The following is an 18,759-nucleotide window of genomic DNA, read 5'->3' on the forward strand; positions in this document are numbered from 1 at the left end:
ACAGTCTTAAAAATACCTAAAGCACTAGGACTTAAAAGAAACTTGCTTCCAACGCGCGTAATTTCGCTTCCGGCATTCATTACTTTCCGGGAGGTTAAAATGGCAATACCTGTTTATTTATGGCTTAAGTACGATGATGGTACAGACATCAAAGGTTCGGTAGATATCCTTCAGAGAGAAGGCAGCATCGAGGTTTTAGAACTGATGCATGCAGTTGAAGTCCCCGTCGATTCACAGACGGGGAAACTCATCGCAAAACGTATCCATTGCGGTTATGCGTTTGAAAAGGAGGTCGATGCCTCAAGCCCTTATCTCTACAAAGCAGTCTCTTCAGGTCAGACGTTAAAGAATGCTGAGTTTAAATTTTATTGCATTGATTATGGGGGACAGGAGAAAGAATATTTCCGCGTAACATTAGAGAATGTAAAGGTTATATCTGTCGAACCTTTTATGCATGACATCAAGAATGAATTATTCGAACGCCACACTCATCATGAATACGTTGAATTAAGCTATGAAAAGATAATCTGGCACTATCTGGACGGAAATATAGTCCATTCTGATACCTGGAATGAAAGAGCATAAAGGATAATATATGTCATGGACTTATGAAGTCAGCTCCCGGAAATTTTATCATGACGGGACTTATCAGTTCACCGGTTCTTATGCTGGCGCACCTGGTTATAAAAATGACCCGGCACAGGAATGCCTTAAGGACCGGGGACCTTTACCCAGAGGTAGTTATCAGATTGGTTCGCCTCATACCTCCCATAGAACCGGAAAATACTCATTATCTCTGACACCTTCCAGCAGCAATAATATGTGCGGACGGGACGCATTTAAAATTCATGGAGATAGCAGTCAGCACCCCGGCGAGGCATCAAGTGGCTGTATTGTAACCAGTCTCACTGAAAGGAAAAGAATATGGGCAAGCGGCGACAGGGAGTTAACCGTAAAATGAAATATATCCTTCTTTTTTTCCTGAATGGCGTCGCATTCAGCACAATGGCACAGGAACCACAAGATATTTGCATGAAGCCTGGTTCATACATTGAATCTGCCATGAAAGATGCTATGCAGTATGAATTAGATGTTGACGTTGGAGCAGTTAATAACCAAAAAACACTCATGACGTTAATAAGTAAAACGAAAGTAACCCCTGCTTTGGCAGCTCAACTTGCCAAAAAAGATCAGGTCGAGTCAGGGAAAGATCAAACGGGAATGACGTGGAAGGATTATTATTCAACGTATACTGAAGGCAATGTCTACAACCTGATAGTGAAATTCACTTTTGAAGATAACGCTGGAAAGGAAAATATCTTCATAGGATCGGCATTCAGAAATGATGATGAATGCTCTGTAGGCTTTGGCGGTTATATCACGGTAGAACGCGGGTTTTAACCACACCGGCTTAATATCCTCTGACTGCCTCAGAAACGGGCAGTCAGATAACATTTTTCCCTACAACCCCACCACACCCTCAACCTCATGCTGAAATACATAAGGATCAGACAGTAGTTCAAACTGTTCATCGTCCTGATAGGTCACGGAAACATGATAGTCATCACCGGCAAAGGCTTTTACCGCTTCGATATCCCGCCAGTAGGTTGCCAGGAAAAAATGCTCCCAATCCCCTTGCGAAACGCTTTTGACCAAAACGCCTAAATTGCCTTCGATACCCTGAGAATGCTGGACGCCCGTCAGTTGCAGATGTTCAGCAAATCCTGCTGCATGTTTTACGGGTACGCATCCGTGCCATGTTCTAACTATCACGTTTTCATCTCCTCAATCATATTCACTTCAATAACATAGCGAAAATTTAACGTGAGTTGAAGAGTATCTGAACGTGTTTCAGCGCTTATTTCTCATTCTCAATCACCCGCACCAGCGTGCCGTCGATATCGATCATTGCGCCCATTCTCAGCCCGAATGGCTGCATTTTTGGCTGATGAATGCGCGGATGGGATTTTTTATCCTGCCCGATTCCTGCCGCCATAAACGCATCAAAAAGTGCATCGGCGTCATCGACGCGCAGGCAGCAGCTGAACCAGCTGGTGAGCGGGTCGAGATCCGTGTGCAGGAAGAATTCCAGCGTAAGGGTTCCGCGGGTCATGATCAGCCAGCCGTCATCAACGTAAGTGGTAATGAATCCAAAGCTGCCATAAAAGCACTGGGTTTCTTCGAAATTACGGGAAGGAAGATTAGGGGTGGCGTAGTCGGTCATCCTGGCCTCATCAGCAGTAATGCATTGAATGTTGCGCCATGATGCCTGAGTGGGAAGGATGAGGAAAGAAGGAAAAGTCAGTGAGTCATCCCCTGCCAACTGGCAGGGGAATCAGACACATGGCTCGCGGTTCCTGAAACTAACAGGGGCGCGCCGGCTTATCAGAACTGATAAACCAGACCGACGGCTACAATGTCATCGGTATTGATGCCGGCGTCGCGGGTCAGGCGGGTGTCATCCATCAGATTGATTTTATAATCAACGTAGGTGAGCATGTTTTTGTTGAAGAAGTATGACGCGCCTACATCAACATATTTAGTCAGGTTCTGGTTGCTGTAACCCGGAACATTTCGGGCATGTGATTGTACATACGCAATCGAAGGACGCAGACCAAAATCGAACTGGTACTGTGCAACGGCTTCAAAGTTTTGTGCTTTATCCGCGTAACCGTAAGCCGTGCTGCCCGCTTTACCGAAACGGTTGGCGTTGTAGCTCTGGGTGTACATTGCTGCCAGATAGATATTGTTTGCGTCGTATTTCAGGCCGCCGCTGTAAGCCGTTGCCTTATCACCGTTACCAATGATTGCCGGATTGTTACGGCCATTTTGTTCGCTGGTACGATCAGACGCCATCATCGCTGCTGCTGCGCTGAAACCTTCGCCCAGATCATATGTCAGGGACATGCCGTAGCCGTCACCATTCTGCGCCAGGACATCGCGGCCAGTGTTAGATTCAGTCGCACTGCCATTTTTGCCCTGATACTGCACCGCCACATCCAGTCCATCGACCACGCCGAAGAAATCTTTGTTGCGGTATGTCAGTACACCGTTCGCACGCTGGAACATGAAGTTGTCCGCGCCGTAGGTATCGCCACCGAACTCAGGCAAAACATCCGTCCATGCTGCCACGTCATACATCACGCCGTAGTTACGACCGTAATCCAGTGAGCCCCACTGACCGAATTTCAGACCGGCAAAACCTACGCGGGTGAAATTGTTTGCATCTTCACTTTCTGCAGTATTCAGGGAAGCCTGATATTCCCACTCACCGTAACCGGTCAGTTCATTATTGATTTGAGTCTCACCACGGAAACCTAAACGCATATATGACTGGTCACCGTCAGCGCTGTCATCGCTGGAGAAATAATGCAGGCCGTCGACTTTACCGAACAGATCGAGTTTATTACCGTCTTTATTATAAATTTCGGCAGCGCCAACAGTGCCGGCCATCATCAGTGCGGGAATTACCAGAGAAAGCGCGCGTAATTTCATCATCAATATCCTTGATTATTTATAAACTGTTTAAATTTCCGTCCGGCAATTTTATTATCCGCCACCATGAAGTTATATTTCTCCTTCGGGCCGGACAGATGGGCGTAAAAATAAACGAGGGTAAGTTTCGTTGCAACCAGAAAAATTTTGAAATACCTTTCGTTTGGTGTTTGTTTAAGTTTAAAACTGCCCACAACACAATAATAAGACAATTAAAAACATACAGTTACGGCATTGTTTGACCTGGAGTGATTTCATATCATTCTCACAGTGATATTTAAATCCTATAATAATTTCACCGCGATACTATGGCATGAAAACATAATTCACAGAATTCAGCCTGTTCTCTGTCATGTTTTGTATTTTTCTAAAAATAAGGTTGCATTAAGGACAACAAAAAGCCCCTGAAATAGGGGCTGTAGATGACTATTCGCAAGAACAGGTTATTACATAATCCGTTCGAGGCGCTGGCCTTTACCGCCTAAACGCCCGTCGGTCTGATTCCATTCCTTTTCGTACGCCTGATAGGCAAATACAAATGCCTGATGACCATCTTCAAATAGCTGGTCAGGACGTCTATGCCAGCCGGAATAAGCATCGTAGCGCAAAATCTCATAGCCACCGTCAACCGGGTGGAGAAGGTAGGTATAATGTTCACAAAATTCCGGCGCATAAGGAATATCCTCCCCTGCTTCCAGTGTGATAAACAGACCGCCGAGGCGTAATTTAATCATTGATATCCTTTTTCATGATCCACAACCGGGTGGTTTGGGTGGCGGTGACATATGTCGTCTCAGCCGCCAGATGCATCCCCTGACGCTGATAAAATCCGATGGCGGGCAAATTACTTTGCAACACATCAAGCCAGAGAACGGGCTGGTTACGCGCTCTTGCCACACGTTCGGCGAAGGCAAAAACTTCAGATCCCAAACCACGCGAACGGTTCAGCGGGGTGAAGTACAGTTTGCATAACTTCGCCCCCTGACCTTCTGCAACGTCCAGCGGCGTATTAAAATTCAGTCTGGCGAAACCGACCGCCTCACCGTTATCCTGCGCAACCAGCCAGCAGCAATCCGGACTTTCCAGGCTCAGGGCTAGCGCCTCATCACCAAAACCCTCCTCCAGGAAAGCATTCAGTTCGTCCCCGCTTTGCCATAAACTACCAAAATAATGGCGATAGGTCTCCCGCCCCAGGCGCTGCAACAGGCTTAAATCGCCGATATCAGCCTCACGAATCTCCATTCTGACACTCTCCTGTGAAATCACTCGTTACCGTATTCAGACTTTGTCTGTCCCCCGATCAGGGGGTATGACCATCCGCTTAAGGCTTCCTTAAGTTCTTCTCTTTACACTCTATTTCATCGTGAAACTATACCGTTATTCAATGAATGCGGATATTCAGACCAGACCCCTTTACCTGCAGGGCAGCACAAATTAACGTATCTGAAATTTTTTCGTCCTGTCAGCAAGTTACCGGATTCTTTTGATGGCTATTTTGGCCTGTATAAATGAGGGTAGTATTATGGAGCAACTAAATCATTTGATTTTTCTATGGATTAACGCCACACCGGATTCGCCGAAAGCGCTGATTCAGTTGGCCACTTTTCTGGCTAATGACCTGATTATGATTGTCCCGCTGCTGATTATCGGCCTGTGGCTGTGGGGCCATCAGGAGCGTATCGATAAGCAACGCGAAATGATCAGTAAGACAGCCATTGCGCTTCTTTTTGCGATGACGACGGCTAAAACGTTTTCCATGTTGTTCCCTCATGCCCGTCCTTTTGTGGAAGGTTTTGGTTATAACTTCCTGCATCATTCACCGGACGATTCCTTCCCGAGTGATCACGGTACAGTCAGTTTCACCTTCGCACTGGCCTTCCTGTTCTGGCACCGTGTCTGGTCAGGTGCTTTACTGATGGTAACCGCCTTGTCGATCGCCTGGTCACGCGTTTACCTTGGTGTGCACTGGCCGCTGGATATGCTGGGCGGCTTCCTGGTAGGTATGCTGGGGTGCCTGTTCGCGCAACTGGTGTGGAACTTGTTCGGCGAACCGATTAATGCCCTGATGTGCAAGGTTTACCGTTTCGGTTTTGCTTTCCCGATCAAGAAAGGTTGGGTTCAGCACTGATCCCCTGCTCCGTTATTCAAAGCATAAAAAAACGAGGCCACCTGAGCCTCGTTTTTTATGTCAGCAGATTATCATTTGCCGAAAATACTGCCCCACAATCCACTGATCTTCATCATCACGAAGTCCCAGATACGGCCAATAAAACCGGTTTCTTTCACTTCCTGCAACGCCACCAGAGGACGCTGTTCGATGACCTTGCCGTCCAGACTGAAATCTACTGTACCCACTACCTGATTTTTCGCCAGCGGTGCTTCAAGCTGCGGACTGGTCAGATTGAAACTGGCCTTGAGATTCTTCAGCTGGCCTTTAGGCATGGTCAGCGAGGCATTTTCAGCCACGCCGAGTGGCACCATTTTCTCCTCACCAAACCAGACGCGCTGGCTGGTAAAGGCATCACCCGCCTTGATTGGCGTGAGCGTTTCATAGAAACGGAAACCCCAGGTCAACAGGCTTTCGCTTTCATTAAAACGGATCCTGTCGCTTGGCGCACCCATCACCACAGCGATTAAACGCATGCCGGTGGAATCACTGGCGGAAGAAACCAGATTGTAGCCCGCGCCCGACGTGTAACCGGTTTTGATGCCGTCAACGTTCAGGTTAGAGCTCCACAACAGGCGGTTGCGGTTAATCTGCTTGATGTGATTGAAGGTGAATTCTTTTTCTTTGTGCAGCGCATATTCATCCGGCGTATCGCGGATCAGCGCCTGCGACAACAGGGCCATGTCAGTAGCTGAGGTATATTGCCCGTCCGCATCCAGCCCGTGAACGGTTTTGAAATGGGTGTTTTGCAGTTTCAGTTGTTCGGCATAGCGATTCATCAGATTGACGAATGAATCCTGGCTGCCCGCCACAAAATCCGCCAGCGCAATACTGGCGTCGTTACCTGACTGGATCACAATACCTTTGTTAAGCTCAGAAACCGGCACGCGGTCGCCCGGTTTGAGGAACATCAGGGAGGAGCCGCGCAGCACCGGATTGCCGGTTGCCCAGGCGTCATTACCGACGGAAACCAGATCATCTGATTTGATTTTGCCGGATTTGATCGCCTGCCCTACCACATAGCTGACCATGATTTTACTCAGGCTGGCAGGGTCAAGACGCGCATCGGGATTAGATTCCGTCAGGATCTTCCCGCTGTTGTAATCCATAAGTACCCAGGATTTCGCGTTAATCTGCGGCGCGACCGGGGCGTTATCCGCCTGAGCGGCAGGCAGCGCCAGCAGCAATACTCCACCGCCCAGCGCGTAAATGAAAGTCCGTTTGAATTGGGAAGAAATTGTCATAGGTATCAGCGCTTTTGTCCGGGTAACTGAAATTTATCTTATCTTTCAATCAGATTGTGCAACTCTGTCAGAGGTAAAACCTACTGCTTTCCGGGTCGGGAATAAACCTAAATAGTGTAAAGATCTTAAGAATAGTAGAGTTTTCCGCTGCTTGCGCAGATTCAACTGACGATAAAAACAGCAGTAAGCACTTGACCATTCCATCCGGCTGGGGCAGTTTGTCTGTAAATCACATACAAAATACCTATAACAATAAAGGGCTTATTCACCACAGAAATCAATGCGAGTGAACAGGCGCAGGGGCATCAATGACAGGTCTGGTGGTAAAAGCGCTGATTGGCGCACTGGTTGTGATTCTGATCGGCGTGTTGTCTAAAACCCGCAATTATTACATTGCCGGACTGGTTCCGCTGTTCCCCACTTTTGCACTGATTGCCCATTATATCGTCGGCACCGAACGCAGCATTGAAGCCCTGCGCACCACCATTATTTTCGGACTGTGGGCCGTTATCCCTTACATGGTGTATCTGATTTCTCTCTATTTCTTCATCGGCTCGATGAAACTCCCCTACGCCCTGTTTGGCGCCGTGGTCTGCTGGTCACTGGCAGCATGGTTGCTGATAAGCCTGTGGACTCGCTTTCACGCCTGATGAAGATCGCGTGACAATGTTGTTCACAAAACACTCAATATTTGAAATTGCGCTACGCTGAATGAAGGCTTTCAGATGAGGGAATCCGCCCCATGGATCTCGCAATATTTGAACTCGACCACACGCTGATTTGCGATGACAGCCACAATCTGTGGTTGCACTGGCTGGTTTCGCAGGGCTACGCCCCCCGCGATGAACTCAGTCATTACCGGCTGAATGTCGTTCATCAGCACAATACTCCGGCCAGCGGTGTTATTTGCCCGCAAACCACCGAGCGTTACCGCCGCTATCTTTCTCAGACGTTACAGCCCATGAGCGGCCTGAACTGTGCCACTGTGGCGAACTGGGTTCAGCGGTTTATCCATCGGGATATCATGCCACGGGTTTATCCGCAGGCGCGTGAACGGCTCGACTGGCACCGTATGCGCGGGGATGAAATCCTGATTATCTCCGCATCGGGCGACCATCTGGTCATGCCGGTCGCCCGACGTCTGGGTGCGAATGCCGGACTCGGGCTGCAAGCCGGTATCGTTAACCAGCGTTTCAGCGGCAGGGTCGAAGGTAAACTGACCTTTCATGAGGGGCGTCTTGAGCGCTTAAAACTGTGGCTGGAGAATCGCGAGCCGACGTTCTATCAGCAAATTTTCGCCTACAGCCATACGCTTTATGATCAGCCTTTGCTGGAGTTTGCCGATGTCGCTACGGTCATTAATGCCAGCGAGCCCCTGCAAAAGCTCGCTGCTGCAAAAGGCTGGCACAACCTGCACTGGTCACGCTACGCGCATCGGCAACAAGACGCATGCTGACGGCTACAGCCGGAAATCACGAATAAAATTCTCGTTTTCACGCGTCAGTTCATCACGAATAAAATCGATGAACTGACTCAGTGCCGCCGGACGCCGCTTGCCTGCCGGTGACTGCAACTGCAACGTACGCTGACTCAGTTGTTCAATATTCACCGGTTTCACCCGCAAATTGTCGCGGCGCGCTTTGTACATAATGGAAAAATGGCTGCATGCCGCAATCGCGCCCGGTGTCTGCACCATAAAATCGTACAACGTCGAGAAACGGTTACAACTCACCGCAGGCTCAAGAAAAATGCCGCTCATCCGGCAGGACAAATCAAACAACTGGCGGATGGTGCTGCCCTGCTCGTTCATCGCCAGCGGGTACGGGTGCAAATCCGTCAGCAGCACCTCAGATTCCGCCAGCGGATGATCCGGACGCATCACCATGCGCACCGGCGCGGGAAAAGACGCCAGAATATCCACACCGCGCTCCGCCGCCAGACTGAACTGCAACGCCAGTTCCACTTCGCCGTTGTGGATCATCTCCGACACTTCAACCGCCGTGCCGACGTTGAGATAAAACATCACACCCGGATTGTTCAGCCGGAACTGTGAAAACAGCTGCGGCAGCAAATCAAACGCCAGCCCGTCGGTGCAGGCCATGCGGATCACCGTGCGGCGTACCGCGTTCAGCCCCTGGATTTCTGCCATGGCGTGTTCCATGTCCATCATGCTTTTGCGCACATGGTTTTCCAGAATTTGTCCGGCATCATTCAGCACCATGCCGCGGGCATGACGCTCAAAAAGCGGCGCACCGATACGTTCTTCGAGGCGCTGGATCTGGCGACTGATGGCAGACACTGCGACAAATAATTGCTTACTCGCCGCACTCAGCGAACCGGTGTTTGCCACTACCAGGAAGTAGCGAATTTCCGTACTTTGCATGGCCGTATTGCCTCATAACTGTGCAGACAAGCATTACAATAAAAGCAACGCTAAGTTGCAATTATTATTATTGTGGCAACGCTTGCGCCGCGCGTAGAGTGAAACTGCTAAAAAAACCAACAATAAATCCTCAAAACATTAAAAAGCAGGTTATTCATGACAGCGGAAAATATCGTTGAACAGGCATTAGCCTGGTTCGATCAGGGTGAATACAAAAGAACACTGGCACGCAGGGTGGCTATTGCCACCGAAAGCCAGAGCAATCAGCGAGACGCTGAACTGGCACGTTATCTCGATGAAGAGATTAAACCGGCACTTTCGGCGATGGGTTTCAGCCTGCTCAGCGTGGAAAATCCTCATGCTGCCAACCGTCCTTTCCTGATTGCTACGCGCATTGAAGACAGCGAATTGCCCACCATACTGAGCTATGGCCACGGCGACGTGGTGTTCGGCGACGATGAAAACTGGCGCAGTGATTTGTCGCCATGGACGCTGAAAGAAGAAGGTGACCGCTGGTACGGACGCGGCAGCGCCGACAACAAAGGCCAGCACAGCGTTAATATTGCGGCGCTGGAACAAATCTTCAAAGCACGTGGTGGCCGTCTCGGCTTTAACTGCAAACTGTTGTTCGAAATGGGTGAAGAAATCAGCTCGCCGGGGCTGGCCGAACTGTGCCGCGATTATCACGACCAACTCAGCGCCGACATTTTCCTGGCCTCCGACGGCCCGCGCCTGAGTGCTGTGCGCCCGACGCTGTTCCTCGGCTCGCGGGGTGCGGTCAATTTCCGTCTGACCATCAATGCCCGCGACAACGCCTATCACTCCGGCAACTGGGGCGGTCTGCTGACCAATCCCGGCATTCAGCTGGCCAATGCGCTGGCCTCGCTGGTCAGTCAGCAGGGTCAGTTGCAGGTGGAAGCGCTTAAACCGCCGGCAGTCAGTGAGGCAGTGCGAGACATTCTCCGTGATGTTGACGTCGGTGGCGGCGAAAGTGATCCGCAGATCGACCCGGACTGGGGAGAAGCCGGTCTGACGCCAGCCGAGCGTTTGTATGCCTGGAATACGCTGGAAGTGCTGTCATTCCTGACCGGTAATCCGCAGCGCCCGATGAACGCGATTCCCGGCAACGCCACGGCAGTGTGTCAGCTACGGTTTGTGGTCGGCACTGACTGGCAAAACCTGGCGAAACACGTGCGTGACCATCTTGATGCACAGGGTTTCCCACAGGTTGAAGTGGAATTTATGCGCGGTTCACCGGCCACCCGTTTCGACCCGACCGACCCGCTGGTCGGCTGGGCGCTGAACATCATGCAGCAAACTACCGGCAAAAAACCGGCGCTGCTACCGAACCTCGGCGGTTCACTGCCCAATGACGTTTTTGCCGATATTCTCGGCCTGCCGACGTTGTGGGTTCCGCATTCGTATCCGGCCTGCGGTCAGCATGGCGTCAACGAGCACATGTTGATTTCCGTCGCCCGCGAGGGGCTGGCGATCATGACCCGTCTGTTATGGGATTTCGGCGAGCATGGTACCGCCCTGCTCGCTCAGCATATTGATCACGCCGGAGGTGCCAAATGAGCCAGTTAACGGCGTCATCCCATACAACCGGCAACGCGACAGAAAAGCCAAACCTGATGAAAACCCTCTTTGCGACCTGTATCGGTAACGCGCTGGAATGGTTTGATATCGCGATTTACGGTTTTTTCGCCAGCTACATTGCTCACGCCTATTTTCCGACATCCGATCCGACCGTTTCCCTGTTACTGACGTTTGGCAGTTTCGGCGTGTCATTCCTGATCCGCCCGCTCGGCGCGGTTGTGCTGGGTGCGTATGCCGACAAACACGGACGCAAAGCCTCACTGTTGCTGTCCATCAGCCTGATGATGATCGGCGGCCTGATTATCGTTATCACGCCGTCTTACGGAACCATCGGCATGGCGGCTCCGTTGTTAATCCTGGCAGCTCGTCTGATTCAGGGCTTCTCGGCAGGCGGTGAATTCGGCAGTTCGACGGCCTTTCTGGTCGAACACTTCCCGGAACGCAAAGCGTTTATCGCCAGCTGGCAGTTCGCGACACAGGGTGCGAGTACGCTGCTGGCATCGGCATTCGGGCTGGGCTTATCGGCAGTGCTGAGTGAAACACAACTGCAGGACTGGGGATGGCGTATTCCGTTTATCTTCGGGCTGCTGATCGGGCCGGTCGGTTTATACATCCGCCGTCATATCCGGGAATCGGAAAGTTTCAGCAAGGCCGAGAAAACCGCGTCTCCACTGAAAGAAATCGTGCGTGCGCAAAAAGGCCTGTTCTTTACCGCGATTGGCCTGATGGTGGTGTCTACTGCCATCAACTATATGCTGAACTACGTACCGACATATGCCACCAAAACACTGCATCTGCCTGCTTCGGCGGGGTTCAGCGCCACACTGGCAGCCGGGATTATCCTGACGGTAGTAACGCCCGTTATGGGCCTGTGGGCGGAGAAAATTGGCCGTCTGCCGCTGATGTGGGGATCGCTTATTCTGCTGTTGCTGACCGTGTATCCGGCATTCTGGCTGATGCTGCAACACACTTCGGCGATGTCCTTGTTGTTGCTGATAAGCTGGCTGGCACTACTGAAATCGGTGTATTTCTCCACCGTGCCGTCGATGATGGCTGACCTGTTCCCGATCACCACCCGCGCCAGCGGGATGGCGATCAGCTACAACGTCGCCGTAACCGTGTTTGGTGGCTTCGCGCCATTCATCTGTACATTGCTGATTTCCGCCACCGGCAGCAGTCTGGCACCGGGCTACTACCTGATGATGGTCGGGTTGCTCAGCGTCTGGGCCCTGTTCAAGGCGCAAAGAACGCAACGCTGATTGCGCTGACTGAAACTGAGGCGGGCTGAAATAGCCCGCCTTTTTATTGAGTTAACCCTTCAGGACTTAACCCTGCGGTGCCACCTTCAGCAACTTGCCATCGCGATCGTCGGTCAGCACATACACAAATCCGTCTGCACCCACCTGCACTTCGCGGATCCGTTCCTTACGGTCACTGAGTAAACGCTCTTCATGCGTGACTTTTTCGCCGTCGAGCGTCAGGCGGATCAGCGATTCTCCTGCCAGCGCACCGATAAACAGCGAGTTTTTCCATTGCGGGAATTTTTGCACGTTATAGAACGCCATGCCGCTTAATGCCGGTGAAACTTCCCAGTAATAAATCGGATCTTCCGCCCCCGCTAATGTGGTGCCTTTGGCTTCGGGGATCGGCTGCCCGGAATAGTTAATCCCGAAGGTTGCCAGCGGCCAGCCGTAGTTTTTACCCGCTTTCAGCAGATTCACTTCATCGCCGCCACGCGGACCGTGTTCGGTTTCCCACAACACCCCGCTCCACGGATTAACTGCCAGTCCCTGCGGATTACGGTTGCCGAAAGTCCAGATTTCCGGCTTCGCACTTTTGTCCTGAACAAACGGATTATCCTGCGGCACGCCGCCTTCCGGTGTCAGACGCAAAATCTTGCCCTGCAACTGATTCAGATGCTGGGCGTTGATGCGCTGATTATTGTCACCGGTCGTCAGGAAAATATTTCCCTTCTGATCGAAGGCGATGCGCCCGCCGAGATTAATACCGCTTTGCAACGCCGGTTGCTGTACGAAAATGACCTTAAAATTCGTCAGGATTTTATTGTCCGCCGTCAACGTGCCATAGCCCAGCGCAGCATGCGGTTCACCTTTTTCACCCGGCTGCGCAAAGGTGAGATACACCCGGCGGTTACTGGCAAAATCTGGCGACAAACGGACATCCCACAAACCGGCCTGCCCGGCGACCCACACGGCCGGTACACCTTTCAGCGGTGCGGATAATCCAACGTCCTGCTTCCAAAGTCGCAGTTGCCCGCTGCGTTCGGTAATCAGCGCCCCTTGATTATCAGGCAAAAAAGCCAGTGACCACGGGTGATCCAGCCCTTTTGCCAGTTCAGTGACCTGCGCGCTGACAAGTGGCGGCGGGACGGGGGATTTCGGCGCAGCAGAGACGTTGGTGGTTAACATCACCAGCGCAAAAGCAGGCAATAAGGTGTCGCGGAAAGAAAATGGCATAAGGCTTCTCCCGGAGGCTGTATTAGAGGAATGAACAATCAATGTAAAAATCGCAGACAAAAATTCAGTTTAGGCCATGTGCCTGATTTTGCTCAGAGGCTGCGCATCCGCTATAACCCACAGGAATAACAACACTGTTAAATATAATAACAACAAAGCATTCCTTCTTTCGTAACATACCGGTAAACTGCTCCGACAGAATAGACGTCCAGACAGACAGACTTCTGTACATCCTCAATCTGGAAAGCCGCATTGCCTTCCCGGATTTACCAAAAAAAACACCAGAAAAAACATCGCGTCCGACGGAGCTGTTCAATAATGAAAAAAATATCCGCATCCCTGCTGGCATTAAGCCTGTTTTCCACTGTACCGGCCTTCGCTGCCGGTGAAACACCTGCGCCCGTTCCGGCGGCTATCGCCCAGCACAACGGTCCCGTGCGCATCGCAGTTATCCGTAATCTTGGCTCCGACGATAACACCACGCAGTTCCTGGCCGGTGCCATTAAACAAGGCCGCGCACTTGGCTTTAAAGTGGATACCTTTCTGAGTAATGGCGATGACGCCAAATTTCAGGATTTCGTGAATCAGGCCATCAGCCAGAAATACGACGGCATTATCCTGTCCCAGGGACGCGGCCCGTATTCCGAAGCGCTGGCAAAACGCATTGCGGCAGCGGGTATTGCGGTTTCCGCATTTGATACCGAGGTGCCGGAAAACATTCCAGGCGTGACCGTCACCCGTCAGGACGATGCCTCACTGGCGAAAGCGTCTGTCGGTCAGCTGGTGAAAGACTTCAACGGTAAGGCTAATATCGTCAAACTGTGGGTAGCCGGTTTCCCGCCAATGGAACGACGCCAGAAAACCTACGAAGCTATTTTGAAAGAGAATCCGGGCATTCATCAGCTGGAATCGATCGGCGCAGTGTCTTCTGACGTGCAGGGCGACACAGCTAACAAAGTCGGTGCAATTCTCGCGAAATACCCGAAAGGTCAGATTGATGCCATCTGGGGCGCATGGGACGCCTTCAGTCAGGGCGCGTATAAAGCACTGAAAGAAAATGGCCGTACCGAGATCAAACTCTACAGCATTGATGTATCGAATCAGGATTTACAACTGATGCGCGAAAAAGGCAGCCCGTGGCAGATGACCGCTGCAGTGGATACACAGCTGATTGGCGCGGTTAACCTGCGAATTGTGGCGCTTAAAATTGCCGGTGAGAAAACCCCTGCAACCTATGAATTCCCGGCACAGACCATTCCGCAATCTCTGCTTCTCAGCCAACCGGACGGCATCAACGTGACCGGTCTGAGCAAAATCATTCCTGGCTGGGGTAAATCTGAAGATTTCACCGCACCGTGGTTTGCGACGCTGGAAGCAAAATATAAAAAATAAACATCGGAGCCTCCCGGAAACGGGAGGTTTTTTCCGCATGTATCCGCCCCGTATCAGGCTCTTCCTCCACACTTTTCCCGCTCAACTTTCCTCCGTTTGCGCTGTGCGATCACAGAAATAAAGAAACATAATTTCAGAAACAAAAATCTCAATAGCCTCAGGCCCCCGCCAACCGTTAAAAACGTACTCACCCTTTTCATATGGACATTGAAGCAATGAGTACAGAAATCCTTTCGGTCAAGGAAAAGATTGGATACGGATTAGGCGACGCCGCCAGTCATATCATTTTCGATAACGTCATGCTCTACATGATGTTTTTCTATACCGATATTTTCGGCATTCCTGCGGGTTATGTCGGTACGATGTTCCTGCTGGCCCGCGCACTGGACGCGATCTCAGACCCCTGCATGGGATTACTGGCAGACCGCACCCGAACGCGCTGGGGGAAATTCCGCCCTTATGTGCTGTTTGGCGCCATTCCTTTCGGCATCGTCTGCGTATTCACTTACACCACGCCAGAGCTGAGCATGACCGGCAAAATGATTTACGCCGCTATCACTTATACCCTGCTGACGCTGATGTATACCGTGGTCAACATTCCTTACTGCGCCCTTGGCGGTGTGATTACCTCTAACCCGACGCAACGTATTTCACTGCAATCCTATCGCTTCGTGCTGGCCACTGCTGGCGGCATGTTAAGTACCGTGCTGATGATGCCGCTGGTTAAACTGATCGGCGGAGAAAATCAGGCGCTCGGTTATCAGGGCGGGATTGCGGTGCTGGCGATTGTCGCGGCCGTGATGCTGGCGATTTGTTTTGCCACCACCAAAGAACGTATCGATCCGGGCAAACCGACCGGCACCATGCGCGAAGATTTGCGTGATATCTGGCACAACGACCAGTGGCGTATTGTCGGCCTGCTGACCATCCTCAACATCATTGCGGTCGCGGTTCGCGGCGGCGCCATGATGTATTACGTGACGTACATTCTCGGCAATCCGGTGCTGTTCGCCTGGTTCCTTGGCGTCTATTCCGTCGGTAACCTGTTAGGCAGTGCGCTGGCAAAACCGCTGACCGACTGGAAATGTAAGGTCAGTGTTTTCTGGTGGACCAACGCCATTCTGGCGGTTCTGAGCCTCGGCATGTTCTTCCTGCCGGTGAACGGCAGCGTGCTGATGTTTATCTTCATCTTCGTTATCGGCGTTCTGCATCAGTTGGTCACGCCAATTCAGTGGGTAATGATGTCCGACACCGTAGATTACGGTGAATGGAACGATGGCAAACGCCTGACCGGTATCAGCTTCGCCGGTACCCTGTTTGTTCTGAAACTCGGTCTGGCCCTGGCCGGTGCGATGATCGGCTGGATGCTGGCCGGTGCTGGTTATCAGTCCGGTGCCGCCACCCAAAATGCAGCCACCATGACCAGCATTATCGCGCTGTTCACCCTGGTTCCGGCAGTTTGCTACCTGTTGAGCGCCATCATCTGTAAACGCTATTACATTCTTCGTACCCCGCTGCTACGCCGCATTCTTGATGAAGTCGCACAAGGCATCCGCCGCAATCAGCAAGAATTTATGAAATAAATTGGATGAAGTTTAAAAGGAAGAGACATTATGAAGATCAGTGATGGTAACTGGTTGATCCAGGAAGGATTGTCACTCACACACCCGCTTCAGGTGTTTGAAGTACAACGCTCCGGTAATGAGATGGTGATTTATGCTGCGCCGAAAGATGCCTCGGAACGCGCCAGCCAACTGGACTCGCCACTGTTTACGCTGCGTTTCTTCTCGCCGCAGACCGGCGTGATGGGTGTACGTATTACTCATTTTGATGGCGAAATGGATAAAGGCCCGCATTATCCGTTAATGCAAACCGACACCCCCGAACTGCGCTTTGAAGACAACGATGAATTCGCCGCGCTGCACAGCGGTGATCTGAGTGTTCGCGTCACCAAAGGTAATAACTGGACGCTGGACTTCCTGCGCCATGGCCGCCGGATCACCGGCAGTGTCGCGAAATCTAATGGCTATGTTCAGGATGCGAACTCGCATAAAACCTACATGATGGAACGCCTGGATCTGGGCGTTGGCGAAACGGTTTATGGTCTGGGTGAGCGTTTCACCGCGCTGGTCAAAAATGGCCAGACTGTCGAAACCTGGAACCGCGATGGCGGCACCAGCACTGAGCAGTCTTACAAAAACATTCCGTTCTACCTGACAAACCGCGGCTACGGCGTGCTGGTAAATCATCCTGAATGTGTGTCTTTTGAAGTCGGCTCAGAAAAAGTCTCCAAAGTGCAATTCAGCGTGGAAGGCGAATATCTCGAGTATTTCGTTATCGATGGCCCGACGCCGAAAAAAGTGCTCGATCGTTATACCCGTCTGACCGGCCGCCCTGCACTGCCACCCGCCTGGTCGTTTGGCCTGTGGCTGACCACCTCGTTTACCACCAACTATGATGAAGCGACCGTCAACAGCTTTATTGACGGCATGGCGGAACGTGAATTGCCACTGCATGTTTTCCACTTCGACTGCTTTTGGATGAAAGCTTTCCAGTGGTGTGATTTTGAATGGGATCCGCAAACTTTCCCTGATCCTCAGGGTATGTTGCAGCGCCTGAAAGCGCGCGGTCTGAAAATTTGTGTGTGGATCAACCCGTACATCGGCCAGAAATCACCGCTTTTCCGTGAAGGTAAAGAAAAAGGTTATCTGCTCAAACGCCCTGACGGCCGTGTCTGGCAGTGGGATAAATGGCAGGCTGGTATGGGCATCGTGGATTTCACTCATCCGCAGGCCGCTGAATGGTACGCGGGCCATCTGAAACGTCTGGTGGATATGGGCGTCGATTGCTTCAAAACCGACTTCGGCGAACGTATCCCAACCGACGTCGTCTGGCACGACGGCAGTGACCCGCAAAAAATGCATAATCATTACGCGTTTGTGTACAACAAACTGGTATACGAAACGTTGCAGGATAAACTCGGCGCAGACGAAGCCGTGCTGTTCGCCCGTTCCGCCTCGGTGGGGGCGCAGCAATTCCCGGTTCACTGGGGCGGTGACTGCTACGCCACTTACGAGTCGATGGCTGAAAGCCTGCGTGGCGGGTTATCCATCGGATTATCCGGCTTTGGTTTCTGGAGCCACGACATTGGCGGTTTCGAAAATACTGCACCGGCGCACATCTACAAACGCTGGTGCGCGTTCGGCCTGCTCTCAAGCCACAGCCGCCTGCATGGCAGCAAATCCTATCGGGTGCCGTGGGTGTATGACGATGAAGCCTGCGATGTGGTGCGCCAGTTCACGCAGCTAAAATGCCGCCTGATGCCGTATCTCTACCCCGCTTCAGCCCAGGCTGCCAGCCACGGAACACCGGTGATGCGCGCCATGGTGCTGGAGTTCCCTGACGATCCGGCATGCGATTATCTTGACCGCCAATATATGCTTGGTGATGATCTGCTGGTCGCCCCCGTTTTCAGCGAAGAAGGCGATGTCAATTTCTATCTGCCAGAAGGCCGCTGGACGCACCTTCTGAGCAACGACGTGGCCGAAGGTTCGCGCTGGCATCGTCAGCAGCATGGCTTCGACAGCCTGCCGTTATATGTTCGTCCGAATACCTTGCTGGCGCTTGGCAGTAATAATCAGAAGCCGGATTATGATTACAGCCAGCAGCCTGAATTCCATCTGTTCGAGCTGGAAGACGGCGCGGTGGCAGAAAGCGTGATCACCGATCTGAGCGGGAGAACCGTCTTCATCCTGAAAGCCGAACGGCGGGATGGCGTAATTACAGTAACCCGGGAAGGCCAGGCATCAGGCTGGACACTGTGCCTGCGCAATCAGAAATCGGTCAGGGAAGTGAGCGGTGCTGCGCAGAAAGAAGGGGCGCTGGGGATATTGCTGACCCCGGCTGCCGGTGCAGGTCCGGTGGTGATAACACTGTAATTTATTCTCTGGTATCGATGTGTTCATGCCCCGTTCGTCACTGAACGGGGCATTTTTTTATGCG

Annotated in this window: 19 protein-coding genes; 11 read left to right on the top strand and 8 right to left on the bottom strand. The window is 51.8% G+C overall.

From position 1 onward, the window contains the following. Positions 1-99 precede the first annotated feature (99 nt). Genes HGO41_RS07005 through HGO41_RS07015 form a run of 3 tightly spaced genes read left to right on the top strand, consistent with a single transcriptional unit; the run spans position 100 to position 1,401 of the window. Positions 100-585 carry an Hcp family type VI secretion system effector gene (locus HGO41_RS07005; protein WP_013575863.1) on the top strand — a complete coding sequence of 162 codons (486 nt, stop codon included), beginning with the start codon at positions 100-102 and terminating at the stop codon, positions 583-585. A gap of 10 nt (positions 586-595) precedes the next feature. Beyond that, on the top strand, positions 596-961 hold the full coding sequence (locus tag HGO41_RS07010; RefSeq protein WP_013575864.1) for a tlde1 domain-containing protein: 366 nt from the start codon (positions 596-598) through the stop codon (positions 959-961). After that, positions 925-1,401, top strand: coding sequence for a hypothetical protein (locus HGO41_RS07015; RefSeq protein ID WP_013575865.1), 477 nt, complete (start codon positions 925-927; stop codon positions 1,399-1,401). Before HGO41_RS07010 ends, HGO41_RS07015 begins: the two co-directional genes overlap by 37 nt. A gap of 60 nt (positions 1,402-1,461) precedes the next feature. Here the strand turns inward: HGO41_RS07015 and HGO41_RS07020 are convergent, their stop codons facing one another. From HGO41_RS07020 to HGO41_RS07040, 5 genes are all read right to left on the bottom strand, one after another. Beyond that, positions 1,462-1,773 (bottom strand): hypothetical protein, encoded by a 312-nt coding sequence (locus tag HGO41_RS07020; RefSeq protein WP_250980897.1) that lies wholly within the window; start codon positions 1,771-1,773, stop codon positions 1,462-1,464. Positions 1,774-1,858: 85 nt separating this feature from the next. Continuing rightward, positions 1,859-2,224 (bottom strand): bleomycin resistance protein, encoded by a 366-nt coding sequence (locus HGO41_RS07025; RefSeq protein WP_112152303.1) that lies wholly within the window; start codon positions 2,222-2,224, stop codon positions 1,859-1,861. Between the two features lie 161 nt (positions 2,225-2,385). Further along, the gene (gene ompC, locus HGO41_RS07030) at positions 2,386-3,495 is read right to left on the bottom strand and encodes a porin OmpC (protein WP_223509799.1); all 1,110 of its coding nucleotides are present in this window, start codon (positions 3,493-3,495) and stop codon (positions 2,386-2,388) included. Between the two features lie 446 nt (positions 3,496-3,941). After that, positions 3,942-4,229, bottom strand: a complete 288-nt coding sequence (locus tag HGO41_RS07035; RefSeq protein ID WP_013575869.1) for a hypothetical protein — start codon at positions 4,227-4,229, stop codon at positions 3,942-3,944. After that, a complete protein-coding gene (locus tag HGO41_RS07040) occupies positions 4,222-4,737 on the bottom strand; it encodes a GNAT family N-acetyltransferase (protein WP_119261729.1) in 516 nt (171 codons plus the stop codon). The genes HGO41_RS07035 and HGO41_RS07040 overlap by 8 nt, the downstream gene beginning before the upstream one ends. Positions 4,738-5,017: 280 nt before the next feature. On the opposite strand from HGO41_RS07040, the gene ybjG reads away from it, so the two are divergent. Then, positions 5,018-5,623, top strand: coding sequence for an undecaprenyl-diphosphate phosphatase (gene ybjG / locus HGO41_RS07045; RefSeq protein ID WP_153375778.1), 606 nt, complete (start codon positions 5,018-5,020; stop codon positions 5,621-5,623). A 71-nt stretch (positions 5,624-5,694) separates the two neighbouring features. Here ybjG and HGO41_RS07050 read toward each other — a convergent pair whose 3' ends face one another. Next, positions 5,695-6,906, bottom strand: a complete 1,212-nt coding sequence (locus HGO41_RS07050; protein WP_013575872.1) for a serine hydrolase — start codon at positions 6,904-6,906, stop codon at positions 5,695-5,697. Between the two features lie 308 nt (positions 6,907-7,214). Here HGO41_RS07050 and HGO41_RS07055 point away from each other — a divergent pair, with 308 nt between their 5' ends. Next, complete coding sequence (locus tag HGO41_RS07055; protein WP_013575873.1) at positions 7,215-7,556, top strand: GlpM family protein; 342 nt, start codon at positions 7,215-7,217, stop codon at positions 7,554-7,556. Positions 7,557-7,648: 92 nt separating this feature from the next. Then, positions 7,649-8,362, top strand: coding sequence for an HAD family hydrolase (locus HGO41_RS07060; protein ID WP_250980898.1), 714 nt, complete (start codon positions 7,649-7,651; stop codon positions 8,360-8,362). Positions 8,363-8,365: 3 nt separating this feature from the next. Here HGO41_RS07060 and HGO41_RS07065 read toward each other — a convergent pair whose 3' ends face one another. After that, positions 8,366-9,289, bottom strand: a complete 924-nt coding sequence (locus tag HGO41_RS07065; RefSeq protein ID WP_013575875.1) for a LysR family transcriptional regulator — start codon at positions 9,287-9,289, stop codon at positions 8,366-8,368. 156 nt (positions 9,290-9,445) lie between these two features. Between HGO41_RS07065 and HGO41_RS07070 the strand changes: the two genes are divergently transcribed. Further along, positions 9,446-10,867 carry a M20 family metallopeptidase gene (locus tag HGO41_RS07070; protein ID WP_013575876.1) on the top strand — a complete coding sequence of 474 codons (1,422 nt, stop codon included), beginning with the start codon at positions 9,446-9,448 and terminating at the stop codon, positions 10,865-10,867. After that, positions 10,864-12,147: an MFS transporter gene (locus HGO41_RS07075; RefSeq protein WP_013575877.1), complete on the top strand. Its 1,284-nt coding sequence runs from the start codon at positions 10,864-10,866 to the stop codon at positions 12,145-12,147. The genes HGO41_RS07070 and HGO41_RS07075 overlap by 4 nt, the downstream gene beginning before the upstream one ends. A gap of 66 nt (positions 12,148-12,213) precedes the next feature. Here the strand turns inward: HGO41_RS07075 and HGO41_RS07080 are convergent, their stop codons facing one another. Next, positions 12,214-13,365 carry a PQQ-dependent sugar dehydrogenase gene (locus HGO41_RS07080; RefSeq protein ID WP_250980899.1) on the bottom strand — a complete coding sequence of 384 codons (1,152 nt, stop codon included), beginning with the start codon at positions 13,363-13,365 and terminating at the stop codon, positions 12,214-12,216. Positions 13,366-13,683: 318 nt separating this feature from the next. Here HGO41_RS07080 and HGO41_RS07085 point away from each other — a divergent pair, with 318 nt between their 5' ends. The 3 genes from HGO41_RS07085 (at position 13,684) to yicI (ending at position 18,695) form a co-directional block, all read left to right on the top strand. After that, entirely contained in the window at positions 13,684-14,757 is a 1,074-nt protein-coding gene (locus tag HGO41_RS07085) for a sugar ABC transporter substrate-binding protein (RefSeq protein WP_013575879.1), read from the top strand. A 215-nt stretch (positions 14,758-14,972) separates the two neighbouring features. Continuing rightward, positions 14,973-16,340, top strand: coding sequence for a glycoside-pentoside-hexuronide family transporter (locus tag HGO41_RS07090; protein WP_013575880.1), 1,368 nt, complete (start codon positions 14,973-14,975; stop codon positions 16,338-16,340). A 30-nt stretch (positions 16,341-16,370) separates the two neighbouring features. After that, entirely contained in the window at positions 16,371-18,695 is a 2,325-nt protein-coding gene (gene yicI, locus HGO41_RS07095) for an alpha-xylosidase (protein WP_015690052.1), read from the top strand. The last annotated feature ends 64 nt before the right edge of the window (positions 18,696-18,759 follow it).

It is taken from the genome of Rahnella sp. CG8, assembly GCF_023701875.1.
Classification (GTDB): domain Bacteria; phylum Pseudomonadota; class Gammaproteobacteria; order Enterobacterales; family Enterobacteriaceae; genus Rahnella; species Rahnella aceris.

What these genes read in the sequence shown, in the direction of transcription:
- HGO41_RS07005 (WP_013575863.1), top strand. Translation starts at nt 100, where the DNA reads ATGGCAATACCTGTTTATTTATGGCTTAAGTACGATGATGGTACAGAC.
- HGO41_RS07010 (WP_013575864.1), top strand. Translation starts at nt 596, where the DNA reads ATGTCATGGACTTATGAAGTCAGCTCCCGGAAATTTTATCATGACGGG.
- HGO41_RS07015 (WP_013575865.1), top strand. Translation starts at nt 925, where the DNA reads ATGGGCAAGCGGCGACAGGGAGTTAACCGTAAAATGAAATATATCCTT.
- HGO41_RS07025 (WP_112152303.1), bottom strand. Translation starts at nt 2,224, where the DNA reads ATGACCGACTACGCCACCCCTAATCTTCCTTCCCGTAATTTCGAAGAA.
- ompC (WP_223509799.1), bottom strand. Translation starts at nt 3,495, where the DNA reads ATGAAATTACGCGCGCTTTCTCTGGTAATTCCCGCACTGATGATGGCC.
- HGO41_RS07035 (WP_013575869.1), bottom strand. Translation starts at nt 4,229, where the DNA reads ATGATTAAATTACGCCTCGGCGGTCTGTTTATCACACTGGAAGCAGGG.
- HGO41_RS07040 (WP_119261729.1), bottom strand. Translation starts at nt 4,737, where the DNA reads ATGGAGATTCGTGAGGCTGATATCGGCGATTTAAGCCTGTTGCAGCGC.
- ybjG (WP_153375778.1), top strand. Translation starts at nt 5,018, where the DNA reads ATGGAGCAACTAAATCATTTGATTTTTCTATGGATTAACGCCACACCG.
- HGO41_RS07050 (WP_013575872.1), bottom strand. Translation starts at nt 6,906, where the DNA reads ATGACAATTTCTTCCCAATTCAAACGGACTTTCATTTACGCGCTGGGC.
- HGO41_RS07055 (WP_013575873.1), top strand. Translation starts at nt 7,215, where the DNA reads ATGACAGGTCTGGTGGTAAAAGCGCTGATTGGCGCACTGGTTGTGATT.
- HGO41_RS07060 (WP_250980898.1), top strand. Translation starts at nt 7,649, where the DNA reads ATGGATCTCGCAATATTTGAACTCGACCACACGCTGATTTGCGATGAC.
- HGO41_RS07065 (WP_013575875.1), bottom strand. Translation starts at nt 9,289, where the DNA reads ATGCAAAGTACGGAAATTCGCTACTTCCTGGTAGTGGCAAACACCGGT.
- HGO41_RS07070 (WP_013575876.1), top strand. Translation starts at nt 9,446, where the DNA reads ATGACAGCGGAAAATATCGTTGAACAGGCATTAGCCTGGTTCGATCAG.
- HGO41_RS07075 (WP_013575877.1), top strand. Translation starts at nt 10,864, where the DNA reads ATGAGCCAGTTAACGGCGTCATCCCATACAACCGGCAACGCGACAGAA.
- HGO41_RS07080 (WP_250980899.1), bottom strand. Translation starts at nt 13,365, where the DNA reads ATGCCATTTTCTTTCCGCGACACCTTATTGCCTGCTTTTGCGCTGGTG.
- HGO41_RS07085 (WP_013575879.1), top strand. Translation starts at nt 13,684, where the DNA reads ATGAAAAAAATATCCGCATCCCTGCTGGCATTAAGCCTGTTTTCCACT.
- HGO41_RS07090 (WP_013575880.1), top strand. Translation starts at nt 14,973, where the DNA reads ATGAGTACAGAAATCCTTTCGGTCAAGGAAAAGATTGGATACGGATTA.
- yicI (WP_015690052.1), top strand. Translation starts at nt 16,371, where the DNA reads ATGAAGATCAGTGATGGTAACTGGTTGATCCAGGAAGGATTGTCACTC.